Here is a 24,344-nt window from a genome sequence, read left to right on the forward strand (position 1 = left end):
AACTCTGCAATGATGCAAGTAATTATATGCGAATGTAGGATTCCAGAAACATATTCAATTCAGATACGCCATCTGGGCGAATGCTGTATTTCTCTTTACGGTTACTTCCGAGCAGATGGGTTCGTAGCAGACCTGCGATACGTAGCGCCATTACCTGATCTTTGACGGTATCTTCGTCTTTATCCAATTCTTCACACATCTCAGCGAGAGACTTGGGTTCATCCGATACGTAACGAAGCAGACGAAGTCTTTCGGGATCCGCCAGTGCATGGGTGAAGCGTAAAAGGCATGTTGGCGGCTGGTCTTCGTTCTCCTCAGGTGCATCTACGGGATACTGCATAATCATCATACCCTCATAGAAGCAGTACATATTAATAGGACGATTGTGTACCGTTGGAAACAGGATGACTTCGTTCAGTCCAGGCATCGGTTCAACGAGAACGCCTGCTGTAGCATATTCAATCAGTAATTCAGGACCCATTTTATCAAGCAATATGCGTTTTTCATCGGCATCTTCTTCCAGCCATACACGCTGATCTTCACTCATATTCTGACAGTAGTGTTCATCCCATAGTCGCAATAATGGGACATAACTGTTCCGAATGCGCGTAGATTCTTCTATTGTAAGAGCGGGCAGAAGAGGAGACACACGTGCATATAGGTCTTCCGCTGACATTCCGGCAAGCATGTCCAGGAAATCACGATTCTCCGATGTATCATTTTGATATGCTGCCCATGCAAACAAAACATCAAAATCATCAAAAGGCCAAGTGGCCGCAGGTGCGAGCGCAGCTCGTACATTGGAACTTAGTTTTCCTTCCACTTCCTGAATCCATTCAGGACCAATATCCAGATGCTGAATCCATTTTTTCGTGACATAAACCAGAAAGCTGTTAAGCATTTCATATATCGGTGAAACATCAATTTTCACATGATAAGCCATAATGTTGCAGAATCCTCCCGTCACATCTAAATGTACGCAGCGACTTAACTACTATTATGGCTTGTTTTGCAGGGCGTTGTCCACTATAATGTTCAAGTTCGGGGCAAGCCCCGATCTATGAATAGCAGTTCAAAACGATATGTATAACATACAAAAGTCGTCAGCGATGGCGATTTTTCTTTGTGTGCTCTCAGGAGGAATGAATTCGTGTCATTGATTACTCGTCCCAGACTATCACACTCGACGGCCAACTATCTTATTCTGATTACGGTTATTGTGGTGGCGGGTGTAAGTCAGGGGCTTTTGCTGCCTGTGCTTTCGATTTTTTTGGAACAAAAAGGGGTTTCACCAGGTTTAAACGGCTTAAACGCCGCCGCGTTGTACATTGGCTCTTTTGCCATGACTCTCGTTGCGGAACGGTTATTGGGAGCACTAGGGTTCAAAAAGCTGATTGTAGGTGGCCTGATATTAGTCATGGTCCCTTTAATACTATTTCCGTATTTTCCAGATATTAAAATATGGTTCATATTGCGTCTGATCGTTGGAATAGGAGACAGCGCACTTCATTATGCGGCCCAGCTCTGGGTACTGCTTGTTACCGCTCCTGAAAAGCGTGGACGCTACATATCACTATATGGCATGTCCTACGGTCTCGGATTCAGTATTGGTCCGCTGGGAATTAAGCTGCTTGGCTTCGGTGATGCTGTCCCTTTCTGGGTATTGTTCGTATGTATCGCAGCAGTACTTGTACTGGTATTAATGAAGCTTCCGGATACAAAACCGGAAAAAGCAGAGCATGGCCAGCTGCCAGAACGTCGTTTCCGTCGCAGTCTGGCATGGGCTTGGTATGCACTGTTACCTGCACTTCTATACGGATACATGGAGGCTGGTATGAATAGTAACTTCCCTGTGTATGGCCTGCGTATCGGATTCGATACCAATCAGATTTCGTCGTTACTTCCTTTTATCGGTATAGGGGGGCTGTTCCTTCAATTGCCGCTCGGAATGTTGAGTGACCGATATGGGCGTAAGAAGATATTGATGTTTGCGGGGATCAGCGGGGGAATTGTCTTCATGCTGGTTCCAGTCGCAGGCACGCATTTCTGGTTGACACTTATATTGTTAACAATCGCAGGTGGTCTGGTCGGTTCCTTTTTCTCACTAGGCCTGGCTTATGCCGCAGACATCTTGCCTAAAGTGTTGCTGCCCGCAGCCAACGTGGTGGCTTCCTTTCATTTCACGATTGGAAGCATTATCGGACCGAATCTGGGTGGTCAAATGATCAACTGGATTTCACCCGGAAGCATGTTCACCCTGCTTGGAATCATGTACCTTCTGTTTGGCGTGGCAGGTATATTATTTCGTCGTAAACCTGAGTTCGAATCTGTGTTAAAATAGAAGCTGGTGTTCGCATGGAAATTGATGTCCATTTCCGAGTACACTAGTGGTAGGGAAAAACATGGACAAGAGGAGACATCGCGATGATCAGAGTAGAGAATTTGAGTAAATCCGTGGGCGTGGACCGCGTTCCCGTTCTAAGGGATATTCGATTTGATATGCAACAAGGTGAGATGATAGCTGTAGTTGGCTCAAGCGGTAGCGGTAAAAGCATGCTGCTCAAATGTCTGGCCATGATGGAAAAATGGGATTCCGGCCGGTTTACGGTGGATGGTGCCGAGATCTTGAAAGAAGGCTGGTCTGGAAAACGGAAAATCAAACGGGAATGGGCATACCTGGAACAGAATCCAGAATTATTTCCCAGACGTACGGCTCTTAAAAATGTATTAATCGGACGATCGGGTCAGACTCCCGTATGGAGAATGGTAACTGGTATGGTACGTTCCGATGATTATATGGGTGCTATGGATTATCTCGAAGGATTGGGATTACTCGATAAAGCACATCAAATCGCAGAGAAGCTCAGTGGTGGAGAGAAGCAGCGTGTTGCCATTGCAAGAGCACTTGCTCATGGTGCCAAAGTGGTTTTGGCCGACGAACCTGTAATTGGTCTTGACCCTCATACAGCAGATTCGGTGCTGGAAACGCTGCGCAAATTATGTGAAGAAGAACGTGCAACGGTCATTGCCGTATTGCCTATTGAACTTGCTGAGAAACATGCCACGCGAATCTGGGGACTGGCAGACGGCAAGATCGCTTTTGATATTCGTGGACGAAGACTGACACAGCAAGAAAAAAACCAGATTTAAACTATTGAAAAGAGTGATGAGATTGTTTAATTCACGGTGGGGCCGCTTCATTGCAGCAGGAACTATGGCAATCATGCTTGGTTCTGTTCTGAGCGGTTGTACAGTCATAAGTGACCCCAAGCTTCTGATGAAGCAACCTATGATGTCTATGGACAAGGAGAAATTATATACAATTGTACAGAAAGAACAACCATCGGAGAGCAAGCTAATCCGGCCCAAAGATCTGAATAATACAAGCATGATTCGTGTTGCTGATTTGAATGGTGATGGTACTCGTGAGGCTATTGTCTTCTATGAAACTCCTAATGAGAATGTGCGGATTCATGGAATGCTCTTAGAAGAACAAGGTGAAACATGGGTGAAAAAACTTACATTTGATGTTCCAGGGAATAGTTTGCAGTCGTTTAAATTATTAGATATTACAAATGACGGAAATCCAGACATTATTCTGGGGGTGAGTGTTGAAGCCCAGAAAGCTTTAATGGCCTACTCCTACAAAGGAGGTGCCCTTGAACAGGTAATGGGTGGTGTGCCCTACAATCAATTTATTATTGACGATATTCAAGGAAACGCGCTGGATTTAAATGGGGACAACGAAAGTGATTTTGTGATAGTGACTTTAAATACAAGTGGTTTTGCCACAGTTGCTTTATATCAATTTAATGAGGGTAGTTTTAAAGAAGTAGATCGCATTCAGACTGACTATACTGTGAAAGAAATATATAGCGCACTCGGCGGACAGATTGCTGAGAAGAATATGGGTATTGTATTGGATGCTGAGTTAGATGATCGAAGTACTTTTTCACAAATCATATATGTAAAAGACGATAAATTGATAAATGCTTTCAAATCACCCGATCAAACGTATAGAGATGACAAAATTTTAAGTAGTGATGTCAATAATGATGATATTATTGAATTTGGATTAAAAGAAACACCAAAGGGTTGGGAGCATTATGTTTTTGATGAGCGAATGTGGTTTTATACTTTTTACCAATGGGATGGAAAAGATGGGAAGAAATTTGTCTCTTTTCAGTATCGAGATGATTCAAATTCATTTCATTTAAATCTCAAATCGGATTGGTATGGAAAAATAACTATTGATACTAAATCAGAAAAAGATAAGTATATTCGCTTTAAAATGATTGACACTGATGAAACTGTTGGTGAAATTAAATACTTCACACTTTCGCAGTGGGAACAGGAGAAAGGGAAGAGTTGGAAAGAAATCACACGGAACAATGAACACATTATTGCCTCACGTGGTTCTCAACTCGATGCGAACCCTGGACTCTTAGAAAATTTATCGCAGACAAATAGAAAGGAAGAACTTAATGAGTAAAGTACTTATTCTTGAGGATGAAGAATCCATCCGCAGTTTTATTGTGATTAATCTAAAAAGAAACGGATTCGAAGTGCTTGAAGCGGGTGACGGTCATGAAGCGCTTCGCATACTGCAAACGGTGCCGGATATTGATCTGGCACTGCTGGATGTCATGGTACCAGGTATTGATGGATTTGAGGTGTGTCGACGGATTCGTGAAACCAATGAACGTCTCGGCATCATCTTTTTAACCGCGAAAGTTCAGGAACAGGATAAAGTATACGCACTTTCGGTAGGTGCAGATGATCACGTAAGCAAGCCTTTCAGCCCAACCGAGTTGATTGCACGTATTCAGTCATTGTTACGGCGTGTGAACGTGCATCGGGAAACTGCAGCGAAAGTTACGTTCCAGTCCGGACCATTTTCACTGGACCTGATCTCGAAGCAATTTAAGAAACAGAATGAAGCCATTGAATTGACTCCAACGGAGTTTTCCCTGATTCAGTTTTTCCTGGAAAAAGAGAATACACCGCTCAGCCGCGACGTATTGTTAGATCATGTATGGGGTAAAGAGTACATGGGTGATCCCAAAATTGTGGATGTTAACATTCGTCGTCTGCGTCAAAAAATTGAGAACAATCCTTCCGAGCCCGAATACCTGCAGACTGTATGGGGTCACGGGTACAAATGGAAGGGCCGGGAGCAATGATTAAAAAAGGCATCACGCGACAGATCGTATTACATTACTTCATCGTAGTTTTTCTTGCTCTGTTGCTAGTTGAATTCATATTTATGCTCGCAGTGCAAAGATACTATTATGAGAGCATTTATAATACGATAAACCAGCGGATTACGATGACAAATGATTTTAAAGAACCATTGTCTCTCGTGAATGGGGCAGAAGATGGTAATAATCTATCGTATCTGCTTGTGAATCTTCAGCTTGATAATACAGAATTACAAATTCTCGATTTGAACGGAAGAGTATTAGCCAGTTCTACTGCATTTGAGTCAGAACATGCCGTTCTTCAGACCAGTGACATCTCTCAGGCGATGAACGGGAACGTAGGTCGTTGGGTCGGGAGACAGCCAATTACAGGTGAACAAGTGATGGCAGTATCTCATAAGCTTGACCTTGGAGGCGAGAATACTTACGTTGTCAGGTACTTGACATCTCTTGACCTAGTTAATTCAAAATTACTGGTGATGGGATTGCTTGCAGCTGCTGTAGGTGTAGCTGTGCTTTCTCTTGTATTGATCATCAGTATTGGTATGGCAAATTCCATTGTACGTCCAATCAACAATATCACCGCAGTATCTGCCCAAATGGCCAGAGGACGGCTGGATGTCAGGGTTAAAGGAAACTATAAGCACGAACTGGGCGAATTGGCATCTACGCTTAACTTCATGGCACATGAGATCGTGCGCAGTAATCAGATCAAGGATGATTTTATTTCTTCGATCTCACATGAATTAAGAACACCTCTGACCAGTATTAAAGGCTGGAGCGAGACACTGGACTCTGGCGGTTATGACCCGGAAGAAACCCGAATTGGCATGGGTATCATTTCCAAGGAAACCGAACGATTGATCGGACTAGTTGAAGAGATGTTGGATTTCTCCAAATTGCAACAGAATCAGATGAAGCTGGTTAAAGGAACGGTCAACATTCGCGAAATTGTGCAGGAAACCATGTTGAATGTCTGGGCCAAAGCGGAACAAAAACAGGTTCATCTCAAATTGGAAACGGACGAGACTCGTGCTTATAATGTCCATGGAGACGGGAATCGACTGAAACAAGTCTTCTTAAACATTGTGGATAATGCGATCAAATTTTCACATGAGAATTCGTGGATCTTTTTGTCCGTCAAAGAGGAGAATGGTCAGATTATTGCAGCTGTTCAGGACACCGGTATCGGAATTAGTGAAGAACACCTCATCAAAGTACGGGACCGCTTCTTCCAGGTTAATCACCAAAATGGGGGAACGGGACTTGGACTTGCGATTACGCAAGAACTGGTAGAACTGCATGAGGGAACGATTACGATGCAGAGTGAACTTGGATCAGGTACAATCGTTACGGTTACGCTACCTGCTGTGGCTGAGGAGACGGATTTAGAAGAACCTGTAACGCAGTCTTGTGATACTGCATTCCCTGAAGAAAGAGCAGCAAGTGAAGTGAAATTGGATCAAGAAAAGTCTTAAGGTTGTATATAAATTTCTACGATATCGATCGAATGATAAGCTTCACTACAAAAAAATATCAACACCAAAAAAAGCGAGCCATCGAAGGCTCGCCTTTTTTGATATTCTTATGAAGAGAGCTCACCAGCGCGCAAGCGCCCACTTTTCTCATATACTTCTTTCAACATGCGAACGGGTTGCGTACGAACAGCCGGTTTGGCAGAGACAATCTCGTTAGGTCCAACGACAACAATTTCATCCGCAGTACCTTTCACAATTGCACCGTCTTTGATAATCGCACCTTCACCAATGATGGCGCGCTCGATGTGAACTCCGCGGCCTATACGTGCATTAGGCATTACGACACTGTCTTTTACCTCGGAACCCTTACCTACTTCAGCACCGCAGAAGATTACAGAACGCTCTGCGTGACCTTCGATGGCACAAGAGTCATGAATCATGGAAGCTACATGCTCAATCTTCGCTTGTCTAGCCTTATAAGCACTTGGCTTAGAGCGCCATTCGCGAGTAAACATCGGCCAGTTCTCTTTTTGCAGACTCCAGTCTTCATCATTATGCAACAGATCCATATGAGCATCCCAAAGGCTTTTAACTGTACCTACATCTTTCCAATAACCATTAAAGTTATAGACAAAGAGGGGATTGTTTTCATTCAACATTTGAGGAATAACATCTTTACCGAAGTCATGGCTGGACTCAGGATTAGCAGCATCTTCCAGGAGATGGCGCTTCAGGTACTCCCATTTGAACAAATAAATGCCCATTGAAGCCAGATTACTTTTCGGTTCAGCCGGTTTCTCGGCAAACTCTGTCACACGCAGATCAGCATCGGCAGCCATAATCCCAAAGCGATGTGCTTCGTCCCATGGAACTTCCATAACTGAAATCGTTGCTGCTGCATTATTCGCCTGATGAGCCTCCAACATATCACGATAATTCATATGATAAATATGGTCACCCGACAAAATTAGAACATTTTCGGGGTTTTGTTGATCAATATAGTCAATATTTTTATAAATAGCATCCGCCGTTCCCAAGTATTCGTCATTTCCTGTATGATAAGATGGAAGCAAGGAAATTCCTGCCTCACTTGAGACGCCATGTCCCCATGGTTCTCCTCCACCAATATGATCGTGTAACGATTCCGCTTGGTACTGCGTCAATACTCCTACAGTATCGATCCCTGAGTTTACGCAGTTACTGAGAGGAAAATCGATGATCCGGTAGTGCCCGCCAAACGGTACAGCGGGTTTTGCGATACTCGAGGTTAAAGGGGCTAATCGCTTCCCTTCTCCTCCCGCCAACAGCATAGCGATGCAATCTTTATTAAACATAATCGTTTCCCTCCCAAAATATTGTGCATTGTAGTACATCATTAACGCAAAGTAGAACAAATGAAACTATTGATATTGTAAAAATTCAGAAAAAAGACAACATTTTCTAAACCACCGCATTTTTCTTTTCAACTTGGCTAGAATGGGGTAATGGTAACTGTTATATCTATTTTTTTGAAAAGAAGGTGATCTCTTGGCCATTCAACCGTTAGCACACTCGGATATTTTGCCGGAGCATATTTATTTATTTCATGAAGGCAACCTTCATCACAGTTATCGAATGTTGGGCGCGCAGCCTGAGACTTGCGATGGCCGTCAAGGATATCGCTTTACCGTATGGGCACCAAATGCCGCAGAAGTAGGACTGGCTCTGGACCGCAATGAATGGAAAGGCGAAAAGGAACCTTTATATAAGATACCCGAATCAGGATTTTGGAGTCGTTTTTTTCCGGAAATCAGCGAAGGAACTTTATACAAGTTCCGTATACTAACGGAAGATGGTACAGAATTGCTCAAAGCGGACCCATATGCATTTCAAGCAGAGGTTCGACCTCAGACAGCTTCTGTCACCAGTTCAATCGAAGGATATAAATGGAAAGATGGTGCATGGAGACGCAAACAACGTGCCATGTATAACAAACCTCTACATATTTACGAAATGCACATGGGAACCTGGAAGCGCAAAGAAGACGGCAGCCTATATAGTTATCGCGAGATGGCTGACTTGCTCGTTCCTTACTTATTAGAAATGAAATATACACATGTTGAAATGATGCCCCTCAGTGAGCATCCATATGACCTTTCGTGGGGATACCAGAACACAGGCTTTTACGCACCAACCAGTCGTTTCGGGCATCCAAAAGATCTGATGTACCTGGTGGATACATTACATCAGGCTGGGATTGGTGTATTGCTGGATTGGGTACCTGCACATTTTGCCAAAGACGCTCATGGGTTGCGTATGTTTGATGGTACGCCTCTGTATGAGTATGCAGATCCGATGTTAGCAGAGAAGCCAGGTTGGGGCACACTCAGCTTTGACTACTCGAAACCTGAAATTCGTTCATTTCTGATCTCCAATGCATTATATTGGATGGAGATGTATCATTTTGACGGACTCCGTGTTGATGCGGTTACGAGTATGCTTCGGCTTGATTTTGAGAAGCAGCCAGGGCAATATCGTGCCAATGATGAAGGTGGTCTTGAAAACAAGGAAGCTGTAGCTTTTTTGCAGCAGCTGAATGAGACGGTGTTCAAGTATTTCCCTTATGCATTGATGATGGCTGAAGAATCAAGTGCATGGCCAATGGTGACTTTACCTGTAGATGAAGGTGGTCTGGGCTTTAACTACAAATGGAACATGGGCTGGATGAATGATACGCTTGATTACATGGAATCTGATTTTCACGAGCGTCCTTCCAAACATCATTTGCTGACTTTCCCGGTCGTATACTCCTTTGCAGAAAATTATGTGCTACCTCTGTCTCATGACGAGGTTGTTCATGGCAAAAAGTCGCTACTCGACAAGATGCCAGGAACTTACGAGCAGAAATTTGCTGGCATGCGTGCTTTTCTGGGCTATTTTATGACTTTCCCAGGGAAAAAGCTGTTGTTTATGGGTGGAGAATTTGGCCAGTTCATCGAATGGAAAGATGAGGACCAACTGGACTGGTTCTTACTGGATTATGACAGTCACCGCAACTTGCATAAGTTTGAGCGTGAGCTGTCTAACCTGTACTTGAGCGAAAAAGCTTTGTGGGAGCTTGATCATTCCTTGGACGGTTATGAATGGATCACTCCGGATGATCAGGACCAGAGTGTCATTTCATATGTACGCAAAGGAAAAAAACCTGCGGATACACTCCTTGTGCTCATTAACTTTCAGCCGGTCAAGCGGGAGCGTTACCGGATTGGTGTCATGCGTCCCGGTATGTATACCGAAGTTCTGAACAGTGACCATTCCGTTTACGGCGGTTCAGGCATTACTAATGATATGCAGCTGCCTACCGAAAAGATTCCTTTTCATGGGCATCCGCATAGTCTCGAATTAGTTTTGCCTCCGCTGAGCATTGTGATTCTAAAAAAGAACACGCGTCGGAAAACGGATGAATCGCCTGCGAGTATTACTTCCGTCAGTTCAACAACGAAAAATAAGAAAGAAAACAACACGCTGAAACCGAAGAGGAGGACAAAGGCATGAATATTCTATTTGCTGCTGCTGAAGTACATCCATTTATCAAAACAGGAGGCCTTGCTGACGTAATCGGTGCTCTCCCGTTTGCATTGAAGAAGAGCGGGGCAGATGTGCGGGTGATTATGCCAAAATATAAGGGGATTCCCGATGAGTACAAAGACGCGTTGAAACCAGTCATTACAACAGATGTGCCTCTCGGTTGGCGCAGACCCTATTGTGGGATAGAAATGCTGGTTCATGATGGGATTCCAGTGTATTTTGTGGATAATGAATATTATTTTGGACGGGATGGAGTGTACGGGTATATGGATGACGGTGAGCGTTTCGCCTTCTTCAACCGCGCAGTTCTCGAAGTGTTGCCACAGATTGAGTTCAAACCTGACGTGCTGCACAGTCATGACTGGCATGCAGGAATGATTCCTTTGGTGCTTGAAGCCCATTACAGACACGATTCATTCTACAGTGATATTCGTACGGTATTCACCATACATAACTTGTTGTACCAAGGGGTATTCCCGCATGAGTTATTCAGTGAAATCCTTGAACTGGATGATCGATATTTCACTGTGGATGGAGCTGAGTATTACGGTAATGTCAATTTCTTAAAAGCAGGAATTGTGTATGCTGACCATGTGACAACCGTAAGCCCAACATATGCACAGGAGGTGCAAACCTCTTATTATGGATACGGGTTGGACGGACTGCTAAGCTCACTTGGAGATCGTTTCAGCGGGATTGTGAACGGGATTGATACCAAGAGCTACAACCCGGCAACGGACACCAAAATTCCAGTGAAATACAGAACAAGTCTGTCCAAGAAAACGGAGAACAAAATTGAGCTGCAAAAGGAACTTGGACTTCCTGTTCGCCCCGATGTACCTCTCATGGTGATGGTGACAAGGCTGGTGGACTCTAAGGGGCTTGATCTGGTCTGCCGTATCCTGGATGAACTGTTGTACTATGATGACATTCAATTCGCTGTATTGGGAACAGGAGAGCCGATGTATGAACACTGGTTCCGTGAAGCCGCTAATCGTTATCCGCTCAAAATGTCTGCCCAGATCACGTTTAACGATGGGTTATCCCGCCGCTTCTATGCAGGCAGTGATATCTTCCTGATGCCATCGAGATTCGAACCATGTGGCATTAGTCAGCTACTGGCTCTGCGGTACGGTAGTGTGCCTCTCGTAAGGGAAACAGGCGGTCTGAACGATACTGTGCAGGCATACAATGAGTTTACCGGAGAAGGGAATGGTTTCTCATTCACAAGCTTTAATGCACATGACATGATGAATACCATTCGGCGTGCCGAGGAGATCTACAAACAGCCAGAACATTGGAAGAAGATCGTGAAAAATGCAATGAGTGGTGAGTACAGCTGGAACGTTTCAGCTGAAGAATATATGGATATTTATCGTCGGATCACGCATGAGCCTGTAAACTGATGTAATCCTGAATGAGTCGCAGCATATCATGCTGTGGCTTTTTTAATGAAATAAATAAAAACACTTCCAAAGTTCAGAATGAAAGTCAACATCTGAGATGGTGGAAGTGTTTTCTTTTTTCTTTTATATAACTGTGTGAATTTACACTTTAGTATGTTGGATGGTCGCTGGATCAAGCTGTCTATACAAAATGCGGTAGCCGTAAGGGTCGAGTTTAATATTCATCATTCCATCGGTTGGAAACACAGGCTCTTCAGTCAATGCATCCTTCCAGTCTTTCGTTTCCATGGGATGAGAAAGCGTTCGATCTTGAGGTGTATTATTCATCCATACGGTAAAGTGAAGGTTGTCATCAACACGCTCGTACACAATACAGGGATCATGGTGATCCGCCTTAAGGAAGCGGAAGCGTCCTATGCGCAGGGCTTCATTGCTTTTTCGTAAATCGATCATCAGACGATAGAAATCATACAGTTCTCTGTCTTGCTTGGCAGGGTCCCATTCCATACATTTTCGACAATCCGGGTCAGCATGACCACTAATTCCCACCTCATCGCCGTAGAAAATACAGGGTGTACCGATATAGGTGAAAAGAAATACAACGGACAATTTTAATCGGCGTTTGTCTTCTCCTAACCGAGTAAGAAGGCGAGGGGTATCATGGCTACACAGCATATTGAAGATCACTTCATTGGTTTGTTGTGGATAGCGCATAATCAGTGAACCCATCTCATTGGCAAAGTGATAACCATCCATGGAACCACAGAAGAACTGAAGCACTTTGTCGGCAAATGGGTAATTCATGACGGAATCGAATTGATCACCCATGAGCCAGGTTAAGGAGTCGCTCCATACTTCACCAACAATATAAGCTTCCGGATTTGCTGCCTTAACAACCTTGCGAAAATCACGCCAGAAATGGTTATCCACTTCATTGGCTACATCCAGACGCCAGCCATCCAGCTTGATTTCCTTAATCCAGTACTCTGCTACATCAAGTAGATATGCTTTAACCTCCGGGTTGGCTGTATTGAACTTGGGCATGTTGCCATAGAAACCAAATGTATCGTAGGTAGGGATACTGTCCCTGATCTGAACCGGATATTCATTGATGTGGAACCAATCGGCATACTTTGAGTTTTTTCCATTCTGGAGAACGTCTTGAAAAGGAGGGAAGTCTTCACTGCAATGGTTAAACACAGCGTCAAGCATGACCCGGATACCCAGGCGATGGCATTCTTCTGTCAATTGTTTGAGCAGGGCATTAGTACCGAAATGAGGGTCGACTTTTTTATAGTCTATAGTGTCGTATTTGTGGTAGGAATTGGCTTGGAATAGCGGGGTAAAGTAAATGGCGTTCACGCCAAGTTCAGTCAAGTCATGCAAATGATCCAGCACACCCTGCAGATCACCACCGAAATAATTGTCCAACTCCGGTTTGCCACCCCAGTCATGGGTTTCTTGTGGATTCAGCTTGGGATCACCATTGGCAAAGCGCTCAGTCATGATCTGATAAAAGACGGCTTCTTTGGCCCACTCGGGTACCTTAAACACATCAATTTCATGTATATAGGAGAACTCATAATATCCTCCGGTTGGATAGGGGGGCTCATAATGAATTCCGTTATCGGCAAGAAAAACATCTTCCGAACCTGCAGTTATCCGAAATATGTAGGTGAGACGTTTGAATTGTGGCTTGACGGCAACCTCCCAATAATCAAACATGTTATCCGCAGCAGCCTTCTCCAGTTGTATTTCCTTATACGTTCCGTTCCAATTGTACTTATCTCCGGTCAGTGCAGTCACGTATTGCACATCATTACGTTTGGTTCGTACGCGCAGATGTATGGTGGACGAATTATAGGCATAAGCCCACTTGTCACGAGGAACATGATACATGGCTTCTAGCAGCATGACAGCACCTCCTGAATAGGATAAGTTATGAAAAATGGTCTTTAGAACACGCACTTATAGTTATAAATAACCAAGTTAGCCAGCAAATGAACCACATTTACTGTAATAAAATGTACTATTTTCATCATTTTCAAAGGTTTCTTTCACAGCATTTCCAGATTCTTGCTGAATATACGTACAGCTAATTAAGAAAAGGCACCCTGAACAGCTTGGAATTCAAGTCTGTTTAAGGTGCCTATATAACATGTTAATTAGATTCTTAGCGAATAGCTTGCTCGAACTCCGTTCGGATGGTATGAAGCAGCTCTGGCTGATTGAGTACGTCATAGGCTGTTGTAGCAAGTGCTTTTGCTCCCAGAATCATGCCATCCAGCGCGCGCTCCTGGAGTGCAAGATCACGGAAGGCTACGGAGTGCAGGGTATGAACCTCATCCACAACACGGATGTACGGGTGGATTGCAGGACATTTTAGGGAAACGTTACCGATGTCCATGGAGCCATGATCGTTACCACTCACAATCTCTTCCTGCGGGATGCCGAGTTCGATCAGATTTTGACTAAACGCAGCTGAAAATGCTTCATTGGTGACCATTTCGTCATAGGATGTTTCATAGTTGGATGTCACCAGCTTGCAACCTGTCTGCAGAGAAGAGCCTTCAGCGATCTGAATCACACGTTCTGTGAGGATATTCAGTTCTTTACGGGTTGCTGCACGTACATAAAATTGTGCAGAAGCATAGTCAGGAATGATGTTTGCTGCCTGACCTCCGTTATTAATCACACCATGAATCCGAACGGTGCTTTTCACTTGTTGCCGGAATGCATTGATTCCGTTGAACGTTTGAATGACGGCATCAAGAGCATTAATGCCTTCGTGCGGACTTGCAGCAGCATGTGAAGATCGGCCATGAAATTCAAATTGTACAGCGTCAATCGCCAGCGAGCTGCCTGATTTTTCGTAGGCATAGTAAGGATGCGCCATAAGGGCAACATCACAGTCATCGAACAAGCCTGCTTCCGCCATCGGAACTTTGGCACCACGTGTCTCTTCTGCGGGTGTACCAAACACTTTAATCGTTCCACCTACTTCATCCAGAATGGCTTTCAGCCCAACGGCAGCTCCTAGACTCATCATGCAGATCAGATGGTGACCACAAGCGTGACCGATCTCCGGCAAGGCGTCATATTCACACAATAGTGCAATGGTAGGACCGGGTTTGACAGCGGTATAAGTCCCAATAAAAGCAGTCTCCAGTCCAAGAATAGGAGCCTCTACAGTGAAACCGTGGTAGACCAGTTCTTCTTTCAAACGGGCAGAAGCGAGATACTCTTCATTTCCCAGTTCAGGGTTGGCACCGATATATGATGAAATGGCTTTAAAACGGGAAGCATATTGATCAATAACCGTCAGAATTTGTGATTTGTTAGATGTCATTAGTAAACTCCTTATGCAAAAATGAAAATAATTCATTGATTATATCATGTTTGCTTTATTTTTTCAGAAACAAGTCAAGATTTGTAATGTTAAAATGCATTGCATAATCATGCATTGTACTTTATAATGACTCAGTCATCAACATGAGAAGCATACAACGTATTGTAAGGGGAGAGAACAAGGTTGAAATTGATAAGTCGTTACACCATGATGCTGTTGACCTTTGTCGTTCTGCTGACGACTGCCGTTCCTGTGGCGCTTGCAAGTGGATCTACAGATAATTCAAGCAGTAAAAAGCTGGTGCTCGGTACAAGTGCCGATTTTGCACCCTATGAATTCCATAAAGTAATTAATGGCAAAGATGAGATCGTTGGTTTTGATATTGAGATCGCCAAAGAGATTGCCAAAGATCTTGGCGCTGAGCTTGTGATTGAGGATATGGGCTTCGACGGTCTTCTGCCTGCATTGCAGAGCGGGCGTGTTGATCTGGTAATTTCAGGTATGACTCCGACGGATGAGCGGAAGAAAAGTATCGATTTTTCCGACACCTATTATAAATCAAAACAAGTGATTATGGTTCGCAATGTGGATAAAGACAAATATCCAACCATGGCAGAACTTGAAAATGCGAAGATTGGCGTTCAGAAAGGCTCGATTCAGGAAACGATCGGACAGAGTATTCCAGGAGCGAAACTTACTGCGCTGGATAAAATCTCGGATATTGTGCTTCAACTGCAAACAAAACGCATTGACGCGGCAATCGTTGAAGATACCGTTGCTGCAGGTTATCTAGACGATATCATTGGACTTGCTGCTGCTGTTCCGGACGAAGAGCAAGCAGAAGCAGCAATCGGGATTCGTAAAGGTAATACCGAGCTGCTAGCTGCAGTAAATGGAACACTAGAGCGACTGAAAAGTGAAGATAAAATCAATCAGATGGTGACGGACGCCAGCCTCTTGATGGCGGATAAAGCGAACAAATCACAAAATATTTTCCAAGTATTCTGGGAATATAAAAGTTTCTATGCTACAGGTGTAGGATACACACTTCTGTTGTCTGCACTTGGGGTTATCTTCGGGGTAATTATTGGATTGATCATCTGTTTGTTCCGTTTGCATGACGCTGCAATCTTGCGCTGGATCGGTACGGCTTATGTTGAAGTGATCCGTGGTACACCGATGCTGGTACAGCTGATGATTATTTACTACGGTTTTTCCCTGAGCTTTGGCATTAACTTCACTGCACTTCAGGCAGGTATCATTACACTTTCAATCAATAGTGGTGCTTATCTGGCAGAGATTTTCCGTGCAGGTATTCAAGGTGTGGATCGTGGTCAGCTGGAAGCAGCCCGTTCCTTGGGGATGGGCAGAGGAGCAGCAATGCGTTATATTATTTTACCGCAAGCCTTCAAAGCTGTATTGCCGGCAATTGGTAATGAATTCATAACCATCATCAAAGAATCCTCCATTATCTCCGTTATCGGTATGGTGGACATTATGTATCAGGCAAGTGTAGTCAAAAACATTACGTACCAAGGCTTGAGTCCATTTTTGATTGCAGCAGCCATCTACTTTGTAATGACGTTCATTTTGTCCAAGCTGCTGGGACGACTGGAAAGGAAGTTGAGTGCAAGTGATAGACGTTAGACAATTACACAAATCTTATGGAAATAACGATGTGCTTAAGGGCATTAACGTGACGATTGGCAAAGGTGAGGTTGTCGTGGTCATTGGCCCTTCCGGTTCAGGAAAAAGTACATTCTTGCGTTGTCTGAATCTGCTGGAACAGCCTACCTCGGGTGAGATTGATTTTGAAGGCGTGTCAATCACCGATCCGAAGCACAACATCAACGCAACTCGTGAGAAAATGGGCATGGTGTTTCAGCATTTCAACCTGTTCCCACACAAAACGGTAGAGCAAAACATTACAATTGCTCCAATTAAAGTGAAGAAACAATCCACTCAGGAAGCGGAGAAAATTGCTGCTGATCTGCTTAAAACTGTGGGCTTGTACGATAAAAAAGATACATTCCCGAATCAGCTGTCCGGTGGACAGAAGCAACGGATCGCCATTGCTAGGGCATTGGCTATGCAACCGCATGTGATGCTGTTTGACGAGCCCACATCGGCACTGGACCCTGAGATGGTCGGTGAGGTACTGGATGTCATGAAACGTCTTGCAGAAGGCGGTATGACCATGGTCATCGTGACACATGAGATGGGTTTTGCACGTGAAGTGGGAGACCGTATCCTGTTCATGGATGGCGGGGTAATTGTGGAAGAGGGAACACCTGATGAGGTGTTTGGAGCACCCAAAAATTCACGTACACGTGATTTTCTTGCGAAAGTACTCTAATTATAATGATTACATAGCGTTACTGACTTCGAGTCGGTGACGCTATTTTATTTGTGTAATAATAACATCCAGGATTCGAAAAAGTAACTATTCTGTTACCAAATATATAGGGGACATCTCGCTCAACAGTTTTAGAGTATTCAGTATTCTTACACCTGTTTGCACATGTTAAAACTATTTGGTAAGAATTACTACAAGTTCAGGTTACAAAATTGTGATATATTGAACTCTGCCGAAACTTCCGGACAGGGAGTGCGGGGGATGTAACGATGCAGATTGTGCAGGGGGAAGATCTACAGCACACTGCTTGGGGTGAATTAGGGGTACATATCGTTTCAAATGTAATGATGAACCTATAGGGTGGGCTCCTCATCCGAATCCGACAACTAACTTCGCAGGCATAATGAGGGAGGAAGACCATGATTAACAAGAAACGTATAGCCAAAACAGCAGTAGCATTAATGACAACAGCAATGCTCATTCAAGCCGTTCCGGCTCACGCCGATTCAGTTCATGTGGCCAAAGAGGGGGATACCTTCTACACCTTATCGAAACAATACGGAGTAGCAATCAACACGTTAGTTAAAGCAAACAACGACATCTCGCCTTACAACATCTATGGTGGTTTGAAAATTACGATCCCTGGTAAGGCAAACAATGTAGCTGCCGCAGCGACGGAGAGCAAGACCCAAGCCAAAACGGTTACCGCTGCAAGCTTGGACGTGAACACAGACAACAAAGTGGTTCAAGCCTGGGGTAAAACATTCGATTACAGCAAAGCTGTGAATGTGAAAGCAACGGCATACTCTGCAGATCCGTCTGAAAATGGAGGATGGGGTGCTGTCGATTATTTCGGGAATGATCTTGAACTGGGCACGATTGCAGTTGATCCAAGTGTGATTCCACTTGGAACTAAAGTACTGGTAACGGGTCACAGCCATCCAGGATTGCCAAAACAGGCTTTTGTAGCCACAGCACGTGATGTGGGCGGTGCAATCAAGGGTCACCGGATTGATATCTTCATCCCGGGTAGCAAGCAGTCTGTAAGCACGTTTGGTTTTCAGGATATCGAGCTGTACATTCTGAAGTAGAGCGTAAATTACATCTAAAATGAATTCAAACAGGGTGTCTGCCAATCGCTAAATTTGCGGTTGAACAGGCACCCTTTAACATTTGTAATCTTGTTCAGTTACGGTTCACGGTATCCTAATCTTTGGCCTTTGGCAATCCCAGCATTTCGTCCAAGGTGACCAGTTCATATCCCCGATTACGCAGTTCCTCAATAATTTCTGGCAAAGCCTCAATCGTTCCGTTTAGATTAGATCCTACACCGCCTCCTGCATGTTGCAGAACGATGGAGCCAGGTTTGACAGCAGACAGGATGTTATCTCTCACCTGCTCCTTAGAAAGGCCTTTCCAGTCCAGTGAGTCTACGTTCCAGTTCACAATGCTATAATGTTGTCTGGCAGCCCATCGCAGCTGCTCCTCATTAATGTCTCCATAAGGCGGGCGAATCATCTTGGGCGTATATCCCGCCAGCCGTCGAATAATATCCCCGGTATGTAAAATCTGTTTGCGAAAGGCATTCATCGACAGCTTACTGAATTCCGGATGATTGTAGCTGTGATTACCAACCATATGCCCTTCCTTAACGATGCGTTTCACCAGATCGGGATGTTTCTCAGCTCGACTACCTACGATGAAGAATGTAGCTCTAACATCGTATTTCTTCAATACATCGAGTACCTGTGGAGTAAAGCGTGGATCAGGCACATCGTCAAAAGTCAGTGCAACCTTCTTCGTTGAAGGACCATTGGTTTTGAACGTATCGGCATATTTTTGACGTAACTGTCCCAATGTCAGTTGTTCTTCTTCCCCAGAACCTGAACCGGATACCGATTCACTTGGCGGGCTTGAAGAATCCCGCGATGAAACCGGAGCATGATATCCTCCGAGAAAAATAACGATAACCATCAGCATGATGAGGCGTATACGCATAATAACAGCCTCCTTTTCCAAAATGACGTTCTTCTTGGTATGCCCGGGCTCTCCATAAAATATGCGTAGTGTGAGAAGTTTCATTGTCTATTTATCCCATGATGGCCATAATTCCTCCATATATAACATATAGAAAAGGATAGGTGGATAGGATATGAGTACATATGATTTGAAATCCATACGTTTACAGGTGATTGAAGCAGGTGAAGATAAGGTTTTTCTCGTTACCGGAGGAAAGGCACATATTGGTGCTGTAGCTACGTTCTATGTAGACCATGAGCGCGTCAGCGGGACGACGGTACATATTCCGGGTCATAAGGAGCAAGAGTTGTGTGAGCGGCTAGCCCGAAAGGCGGCTCTACAGTTGAAAGTAACAGTCACGGTAATCATGGGTATCCATTTTGATTCCATCACGCGGATGCAGATTGATGAAATCGTGCAGACTGCAGAGAGGCTGATGGAGGATCAACTGAGCAAAGATAAAAGATCTTCCTGAGAAGATAAACGAACTTCCTTATATAAAGAGCAATCGCAAGTTTTTATTTTATTTGCTAAAATTGAAACGAGTTGTAGATTGTTGCGTATGTATGTTTATATACGATGTAATATCGACTAGGAGGAATAACATAATGTCCATTTTCAAACGTTTGCGTGATCTAACCATGTCTAACATCAACGCCATTATTGACAAAGCAGAAGACCCAATTAAGATGACGGACCAATATATCCGTGACATGCAAGAGGACCTGGAAGATGCGGAGAAAGCAGTAGCTCAACAGATCGCCATTGAGAAGAAATTCAAGCAGCTATTCGAAGAGCAGGAAGCTCTGGTGAAAAAACGTGAAGAGCAGGCGCATACGGCGGCACGTGCTCAAAACCTGGATCTGGCCCGCAGGGCTTTGGAAGAGAAAAAAGCAGCTGAAGAGAAGATGGCTGAGTACAAAACCAGCTATGATCAAAACAAGGCTTCAGCAGATAACCTGCGTGGCAAGCTGGACGAGATGCGTAAGCAATTGACTCAAATGAAGAACAAACGCGAAACACTGGTAGCCCGCTACAATGCAGCAAAAGCTCAAACGGAAATCAACAAAGCGTTGAATGGGTTTGGTTCCGATACTGCAAGTGCTGGTATGAAGCGCATGGAAGAGAAAATGATGCAGATGGAAGCACAGGCAGAAGCAAGCAACGAAATGTCTTCCAAAGGTAAGTCCTTGGATGAAGAGTTCGAGAAGTTGGGTAAGGATCAGGCTGTTGAAGATGAACTCGCAGCATTGATGAAACAGTACGATAATAAGAATTAATACCTTGTAAGTCAGCAGGGTTGACCAGCGGAGGAGAAGAGTGTTTCTCCTTCGCTTTTAAATGCGGTTCATGTTGAGATGTGGGGGCTGTGTAAATGGATTTGAACATTTTGGCGATGCTGGTCTGGACAGTATCTGGTTCGGTTTTGCTGTTTGTCTTGATGTATGTTGATTCACTGTTCACGAAATATAAGGATTTTGCTGAAGTTAAGGCTGGCAACATGGCAGTTACCACTCGTATGGTGATGAAATTATTTGCACAAGGGTATGTACTCGCTACGTCCATTTCTACGGCGGGTCATCTTGGTGAAGCATTATTGGTCTCCATTGTATCCTTTATCATTTTGTTGATTCTGGAGAGTGTTGTACACTTTATGATTCGCAGATGGGCCAATCTGGATCTGGATACCGGAATACAGCAGGGGAAGACCGGATACGGGTTGTTCTCTGGCGCTTTACATATCGTGGGCGCACTGATTATTGCAGCTTGTTTATAAGATAAGGAACAGGAGTAATTCTCATGAGTGTATGGAAACGAATTAAAGGAATACTAACGAAACCTGAACCACCGCAGGCAGAGAAAACCATGCTTCAGCTTGCACCCGGTGATATATGTGAGGTTTCTCTCGTCACTTATGAAGTCGTTGGTCGAGTACAAAATCGCGCTCGAAATGCAGTTGTGCTCACGCTGCAGGATGGTACCGCATTTCGATATTTGCATATCGAAGAACGGGAACTCACACGTTACGCCCTATATACACCCATTGATGGCAGGCTTGATGCACCTGATGAAGTACCTACATTGCTGGATCTGGATGGACGCGCATATCATCTGGAGGAAGAGTATGGAGGAATGGTATCAACAGCAGGCAGAACGCCCTATGGCCAGGCTGGAGAACAATTAGTATGGCAGTATCAGTCCGATGATAATATGCTTCTTCGCGTGGAGTGGCAAGACAGAAGATTTACACTGTATGAGGGTGAGTCCATTCTTCCTGCGGATATCAAAGTGATTCGTTCGAGCTAGGAGAGGTTCCCAATGAAAAAACACTTGGCACATGGATTAAAATTAATGCTGGTCCTCAGCCTTGTGATGTCTCTGTTGTCCGCGTGCGGAGCACCTTCTGTTCAGGACACATACCCGCTTGAATCGGTTAACGGCAGTGGTAACTCAACGTCCTATGTGTACCGGGCTTCGGACCGCACCGTTCCAGAAGTGGCCCAGGAATTGTCTGACCAAAGGCAACCGGATCAGATCTCTGCAGAGAACACAGAGCGTATGTTCCTCGTGTATCAGGACGAGTATTATCACCTGCAACAAGATCCGAACAAGCCGGAGGATACCTTGGTTGAGGTGGACTCGAAGGAATATGTTCGGCAGAACTACGATTCATCTTTTTTACAAGGTTACCTCACCGCTACATTAATTGGTAATCTGTTCGATTCTTTTGGCGGACGAGGTTATGGCAACTATCGAGGATATACCAATAAAGAAACATATAAACCGAGTGCAGGATCTTATCGAGCACCAACAAGTAATGACAAGAAGCTTGCTCCACCCATTACTGTTGATCGGAAAGGTACGATTACAAGGCGCGGAAGCGACAAAGATTCAAGTGTGGGATCTGGCGGAGGGTTATTCAACCGCAACAAGGATCAGAGCAAGGGAACCATTGATCGTAACAAAAGCAGTGGTGGTCTGGGCGGATTGTTTGATTCACCTAAGAAATCCTACAAAAAACCGAAAACCAGAGTGGGCGGCGGCCGCATTATGAGGCGTAGATAATGTTCTAATTCTAGGCGTGTCCGCAACCATTCAATAGTCCAATGAATAAGAACAGCGAAAAGGTAAGGCAGATTCATCTCTGCCGGAACATTTACCTTGGAGCTGTTCTTTTTGGTCTAAGATTTGCGAACATGATTGGATTTCCGTACACGGGGAATGGTTGAAGCAGGTTGTTTGCGTATCCAGCGGATAAAGGGAACCATTCGTTCAGCTTGTCTCAAAGACTGCAGGTCCGTAAGGCCAAGCGTTATGATGTCTTGATTGGTGTATAGAGAATGAATCTGTTTGTGACAGGGGATGCACAGGTTGGCCGTTGGCAGAAATGTACCTCCCATTTCTTTGGGAGTCAGATGATGAACGGTCGTGGTTACAGGCTCTCTTCCACATAATTCACATTGTTCACTCATATTCATCGCCTCCTTTAGTCAATTATATTATGAGCAGACAAGAAGCCTTTCATGTTGAATATAGATCAAGGAATGTTACACCTATATGAAATAAGATGTTGTCACAAAATTCAATACGTGATGTACTTGTTATCTTACAGTATTCGGGCTACACTTTCTTAAAAGATGATAGTCTCTAGGAGGTATAAACACTTTTGAAACTGAACTCACATTCACATGATATGACGACTGCCAAATTCAATCGTACAGCTGTACAGGTACCGGATGCCCAAGCCAAAATAGCTGCAAGAGTTACTATAGGCTACATAGAGAAAGTTCAACTTGAGTCTGCCCATGGACGTACTCTTGCAGAGAACATTCAGGCACCTCATCCGTATCCGTTCTTCCGAAGATCAGGTATGGATGGATTCGCGATTATAAGTACAGATACCATAGATGCATCTAGTGATCATCAAGTTTGGTTTCGTGTAATTGATGAAATTCCTTGCGGCTACACCTCGGACCACACCATTGTTTCAGGTACAACGGCTCGCATTATGACGGGTGCACAGGTTCCGGAAGGTGCAGATGCAGTAGTCATGATGGAGATGACGGAGAGCAAGATAGAGAACGGAGAACAGTGGATTGCATTGAAACGGCACATATTGCCGGGTGCTAACATCACACCAATTGGACTGGAAGTCCAAGAGGGACAGCAACTGCTTGAAGCAGGAACGATCATCAGAGCAGGAGAGCAGTCGGTGTTAGCTACTTTTGGCATAGCAGAAGTTCCCGTCTTTCAACGTCCCAAGGTGGCGATATTCGCAACAGGCACGGAATTACTTGATGTTGACGAGCCATTACAACCAGGTCGGATTCGCAACAGCAACAGCTACATGCTACGTTCTCTGGTCGTTGAAGCAGGTGGAGAGCCTGTAATGTATGGTTCAATTGCAGACGATGTGAATACAGCAAGGGCCAAACTGGAAGAAGCTATTCAAGATAATGATATTGTAGTGACCACAGGTGGCGTATCTGTCGGGGATTATGATATTATGGGCGAACTTGTGCTGGAAGAACATGTGGAGATGTTATTTAATAAAGTGACGATGCGACCAGGGAGTGTAACCACAGCTGCTGTGTATAAAGATAAATTACTTTTTGCACTTTCGGGTAACCCGGGGGCTTGTTTTGTAGGTTTTGGTCTGTTTGTTCGTCCAACCATTCGTTCCATGCAGGCAGATGCTTATCCTTATTTGGAAGAATGGACTGCAATTTTGGAAGAAGAATACACGAAAGTGAACAATTTCACACGATTCGTACGTGGACGCACAGAAATCCGCAACGGCATGGTGTACGCGATACCGGCTGCTGCCCGTGTAGATGAATCCAGTGTGATGATCACCATTAAGGACAGTGATTGCCTGATTGTGGTTCCGCCTGAGAAAAAAGGTATTCCTGCGGGTGAGCAGGTGCGCATTCTCAAACTGCCCTCAGGTCATGTGAGGTAGTGGTA

General features: G+C 44.4%; 22 protein-coding genes and 1 riboswitch. Of the genes, 16 read left to right on the forward strand and 6 right to left on the reverse strand.

What is annotated here, in order from left to right:
* Positions 1–22 precede the first annotated feature (22 nt).
* Entirely contained in the window at positions 23–943 is a 921-nt protein-coding gene (locus MHH93_RS01065; RefSeq protein ID WP_500052256.1) for an ArsR/SmtB family transcription factor, read from the reverse strand.
* 207 nt (positions 944–1,150) lie between these two features.
* Here MHH93_RS01065 and MHH93_RS01070 point away from each other — a divergent pair, with 207 nt between their 5' ends.
* The 5 genes from MHH93_RS01070 to MHH93_RS01090 all read left to right on the forward strand — a co-directional run bounded on the left by MHH93_RS01070 (position 1,151) and on the right by MHH93_RS01090 (position 6,679).
* Positions 1,151–2,341, forward strand: coding sequence for an MFS transporter (locus tag MHH93_RS01070; protein WP_500052257.1), 1,191 nt, complete (start codon positions 1,151–1,153; stop codon positions 2,339–2,341).
* An 83-nt stretch (positions 2,342–2,424) separates the two neighbouring features.
* The gene (locus MHH93_RS01075) at positions 2,425–3,150 is read left to right on the forward strand and encodes a phosphonate ABC transporter ATP-binding protein (RefSeq protein WP_091020744.1); all 726 of its coding nucleotides are present in this window, start codon (positions 2,425–2,427) and stop codon (positions 3,148–3,150) included.
* 22 nt (positions 3,151–3,172) lie between these two features.
* Positions 3,173–4,492, forward strand: coding sequence for a hypothetical protein (locus tag MHH93_RS01080; RefSeq protein ID WP_500052258.1), 1,320 nt, complete (start codon positions 3,173–3,175; stop codon positions 4,490–4,492).
* Positions 4,485–5,183 carry a response regulator transcription factor gene (locus tag MHH93_RS01085; RefSeq protein WP_017688086.1) on the forward strand — a complete coding sequence of 233 codons (699 nt, stop codon included), beginning with the start codon at positions 4,485–4,487 and terminating at the stop codon, positions 5,181–5,183. Before MHH93_RS01080 ends, MHH93_RS01085 begins: the two co-directional genes overlap by 8 nt.
* Positions 5,180–6,679 carry a sensor histidine kinase gene (locus MHH93_RS01090; RefSeq protein ID WP_500052260.1) on the forward strand — a complete coding sequence of 500 codons (1,500 nt, stop codon included), beginning with the start codon at positions 5,180–5,182 and terminating at the stop codon, positions 6,677–6,679. Before MHH93_RS01085 ends, MHH93_RS01090 begins: the two co-directional genes overlap by 4 nt.
* A 107-nt stretch (positions 6,680–6,786) precedes the next feature.
* Here the strand turns inward: MHH93_RS01090 and MHH93_RS01095 are convergent, their stop codons facing one another.
* On the reverse strand, positions 6,787–8,013 hold the full coding sequence (locus tag MHH93_RS01095; protein ID WP_500052262.1) for a glucose-1-phosphate adenylyltransferase: 1,227 nt from the start codon (positions 8,011–8,013) through the stop codon (positions 6,787–6,789).
* A 193-nt stretch (positions 8,014–8,206) separates the two neighbouring features.
* Between MHH93_RS01095 and glgB the strand changes: the two genes are divergently transcribed.
* Both glgB and glgA read left to right on the forward strand, forming a co-directional pair.
* Complete coding sequence (gene glgB / locus MHH93_RS01100) at positions 8,207–10,213, forward strand: 1,4-alpha-glucan branching protein GlgB (RefSeq protein ID WP_500052263.1); 2,007 nt, start codon at positions 8,207–8,209, stop codon at positions 10,211–10,213.
* A complete protein-coding gene (gene glgA / locus MHH93_RS01105) occupies positions 10,210–11,652 on the forward strand; it encodes a glycogen synthase GlgA (protein WP_500052265.1) in 1,443 nt (480 codons plus the stop codon). The genes glgB and glgA overlap by 4 nt, the downstream gene beginning before the upstream one ends.
* Before the next feature lie 141 nt (positions 11,653–11,793).
* Here the strand turns inward: glgA and MHH93_RS01110 are convergent, their stop codons facing one another.
* Together MHH93_RS01110 and MHH93_RS01115 are read right to left on the reverse strand one after the other, a co-directional pair.
* Positions 11,794–13,566 (reverse strand): alpha-glycosidase, encoded by a 1,773-nt coding sequence (locus MHH93_RS01110; RefSeq protein ID WP_500052267.1) that lies wholly within the window; start codon positions 13,564–13,566, stop codon positions 11,794–11,796.
* A 259-nt stretch (positions 13,567–13,825) separates the two neighbouring features.
* Positions 13,826–15,001, reverse strand: coding sequence for a M20 family metallopeptidase (locus MHH93_RS01115; protein WP_500052269.1), 1,176 nt, complete (start codon positions 14,999–15,001; stop codon positions 13,826–13,828).
* Between the two features lie 183 nt (positions 15,002–15,184).
* On the opposite strand from MHH93_RS01115, the gene MHH93_RS01120 reads away from it, so the two are divergent.
* From MHH93_RS01120 to MHH93_RS01130, 3 genes are all read left to right on the forward strand, one after another.
* Positions 15,185–16,648: an ABC transporter substrate-binding protein/permease gene (locus MHH93_RS01120; RefSeq protein ID WP_500052271.1), complete on the forward strand. Its 1,464-nt coding sequence runs from the start codon at positions 15,185–15,187 to the stop codon at positions 16,646–16,648.
* Entirely contained in the window at positions 16,635–17,357 is a 723-nt protein-coding gene (locus MHH93_RS01125) for an amino acid ABC transporter ATP-binding protein (protein WP_500052273.1), read from the forward strand. The genes MHH93_RS01120 and MHH93_RS01125 overlap by 14 nt, the downstream gene beginning before the upstream one ends.
* A gap of 220 nt (positions 17,358–17,577) precedes the next feature.
* Positions 17,578–17,774, forward strand: a riboswitch (cyclic di-AMP (ydaO/yuaA leader).
* 2 nt (positions 17,775–17,776) lie between these two features.
* On the forward strand, positions 17,777–18,448 hold the full coding sequence (locus MHH93_RS01130; protein ID WP_500052275.1) for a 3D domain-containing protein: 672 nt from the start codon (positions 17,777–17,779) through the stop codon (positions 18,446–18,448).
* A gap of 115 nt (positions 18,449–18,563) precedes the next feature.
* Here the strand turns inward: MHH93_RS01130 and MHH93_RS01135 are convergent, their stop codons facing one another.
* Positions 18,564–19,355 (reverse strand): polysaccharide deacetylase family protein, encoded by a 792-nt coding sequence (locus MHH93_RS01135; protein ID WP_500052277.1) that lies wholly within the window; start codon positions 19,353–19,355, stop codon positions 18,564–18,566.
* Positions 19,356–19,509: 154 nt separating this feature from the next.
* On the opposite strand from MHH93_RS01135, the gene lpdD reads away from it, so the two are divergent.
* The 5 genes from lpdD to MHH93_RS01160 all read left to right on the forward strand — a co-directional run bounded on the left by lpdD (position 19,510) and on the right by MHH93_RS01160 (position 22,442).
* Entirely contained in the window at positions 19,510–19,851 is a 342-nt protein-coding gene (lpdD, locus tag MHH93_RS01140) for a prenylated flavin chaperone LpdD (RefSeq protein ID WP_500052279.1), read from the forward strand.
* A 133-nt stretch (positions 19,852–19,984) separates the two neighbouring features.
* Positions 19,985–20,656, forward strand: coding sequence for a PspA/IM30 family protein (locus MHH93_RS01145; RefSeq protein ID WP_076210133.1), 672 nt, complete (start codon positions 19,985–19,987; stop codon positions 20,654–20,656).
* A gap of 95 nt (positions 20,657–20,751) precedes the next feature.
* On the forward strand, positions 20,752–21,153 hold the full coding sequence (locus MHH93_RS01150; protein WP_500052281.1) for a DUF350 domain-containing protein: 402 nt from the start codon (positions 20,752–20,754) through the stop codon (positions 21,151–21,153).
* Between the two features lie 23 nt (positions 21,154–21,176).
* Positions 21,177–21,683, forward strand: coding sequence for a DUF4178 domain-containing protein (locus MHH93_RS01155; RefSeq protein ID WP_076317633.1), 507 nt, complete (start codon positions 21,177–21,179; stop codon positions 21,681–21,683).
* Positions 21,684–21,695: 12 nt separating this feature from the next.
* Positions 21,696–22,442 carry a DUF4247 domain-containing protein gene (locus MHH93_RS01160; protein WP_500052283.1) on the forward strand — a complete coding sequence of 249 codons (747 nt, stop codon included), beginning with the start codon at positions 21,696–21,698 and terminating at the stop codon, positions 22,440–22,442.
* 116 nt (positions 22,443–22,558) lie between these two features.
* Here the strand turns inward: MHH93_RS01160 and hlpB are convergent, their stop codons facing one another.
* Complete coding sequence (gene hlpB, locus MHH93_RS01165; RefSeq protein ID WP_500052284.1) at positions 22,559–22,849, reverse strand: HNH nuclease-like protein HlpB; 291 nt, start codon at positions 22,847–22,849, stop codon at positions 22,559–22,561.
* A gap of 221 nt (positions 22,850–23,070) precedes the next feature.
* Here hlpB and MHH93_RS01170 point away from each other — a divergent pair, with 221 nt between their 5' ends.
* Positions 23,071–24,339, forward strand: coding sequence for a molybdopterin molybdotransferase MoeA (locus MHH93_RS01170; protein WP_500053292.1), 1,269 nt, complete (start codon positions 23,071–23,073; stop codon positions 24,337–24,339).
* Positions 24,340–24,344: the final 5 nt, after the last annotated feature.

This window comes from Priestia sp. FSL H7-0729, assembly GCF_038005685.1.
Classification (GTDB): domain Bacteria; phylum Bacillota; class Bacilli; order Paenibacillales; family Paenibacillaceae; genus Paenibacillus.

What these genes read in the sequence shown, in the direction of transcription:
- MHH93_RS01170 (WP_500053292.1), top strand. Translation starts at nt 23,071, where the DNA reads ATGACGACTGCCAAATTCAATCGTACAGCTGTACAGGTACCGGATGCC.
- MHH93_RS01150 (WP_500052281.1), top strand. Translation starts at nt 20,752, where the DNA reads ATGGATTTGAACATTTTGGCGATGCTGGTCTGGACAGTATCTGGTTCG.
- MHH93_RS01145 (WP_076210133.1), top strand. Translation starts at nt 19,985, where the DNA reads ATGTCCATTTTCAAACGTTTGCGTGATCTAACCATGTCTAACATCAAC.
- lpdD (WP_500052279.1), top strand. Translation starts at nt 19,510, where the DNA reads ATGAGTACATATGATTTGAAATCCATACGTTTACAGGTGATTGAAGCA.
- MHH93_RS01090 (WP_500052260.1), top strand. Translation starts at nt 5,180, where the DNA reads ATGATTAAAAAAGGCATCACGCGACAGATCGTATTACATTACTTCATC.
- MHH93_RS01135 (WP_500052277.1), bottom strand. Translation starts at nt 19,355, where the DNA reads ATGCGTATACGCCTCATCATGCTGATGGTTATCGTTATTTTTCTCGGA.
- MHH93_RS01095 (WP_500052262.1), bottom strand. Translation starts at nt 8,013, where the DNA reads ATGTTTAATAAAGATTGCATCGCTATGCTGTTGGCGGGAGGAGAAGGG.
- hlpB (WP_500052284.1), bottom strand. Translation starts at nt 22,849, where the DNA reads ATGAGTGAACAATGTGAATTATGTGGAAGAGAGCCTGTAACCACGACC.
- MHH93_RS01085 (WP_017688086.1), top strand. Translation starts at nt 4,485, where the DNA reads ATGAGTAAAGTACTTATTCTTGAGGATGAAGAATCCATCCGCAGTTTT.
- MHH93_RS01075 (WP_091020744.1), top strand. Translation starts at nt 2,425, where the DNA reads ATGATCAGAGTAGAGAATTTGAGTAAATCCGTGGGCGTGGACCGCGTT.
- MHH93_RS01130 (WP_500052275.1), top strand. Translation starts at nt 17,777, where the DNA reads ATGATTAACAAGAAACGTATAGCCAAAACAGCAGTAGCATTAATGACA.
- MHH93_RS01110 (WP_500052267.1), bottom strand. Translation starts at nt 13,566, where the DNA reads ATGCTGCTAGAAGCCATGTATCATGTTCCTCGTGACAAGTGGGCTTAT.
- MHH93_RS01155 (WP_076317633.1), top strand. Translation starts at nt 21,177, where the DNA reads ATGAGTGTATGGAAACGAATTAAAGGAATACTAACGAAACCTGAACCA.
- MHH93_RS01115 (WP_500052269.1), bottom strand. Translation starts at nt 15,001, where the DNA reads ATGACATCTAACAAATCACAAATTCTGACGGTTATTGATCAATATGCT.
- glgA (WP_500052265.1), top strand. Translation starts at nt 10,210, where the DNA reads ATGAATATTCTATTTGCTGCTGCTGAAGTACATCCATTTATCAAAACA.
- MHH93_RS01160 (WP_500052283.1), top strand. Translation starts at nt 21,696, where the DNA reads ATGAAAAAACACTTGGCACATGGATTAAAATTAATGCTGGTCCTCAGC.
- MHH93_RS01065 (WP_500052256.1), bottom strand. Translation starts at nt 943, where the DNA reads ATGGCTTATCATGTGAAAATTGATGTTTCACCGATATATGAAATGCTT.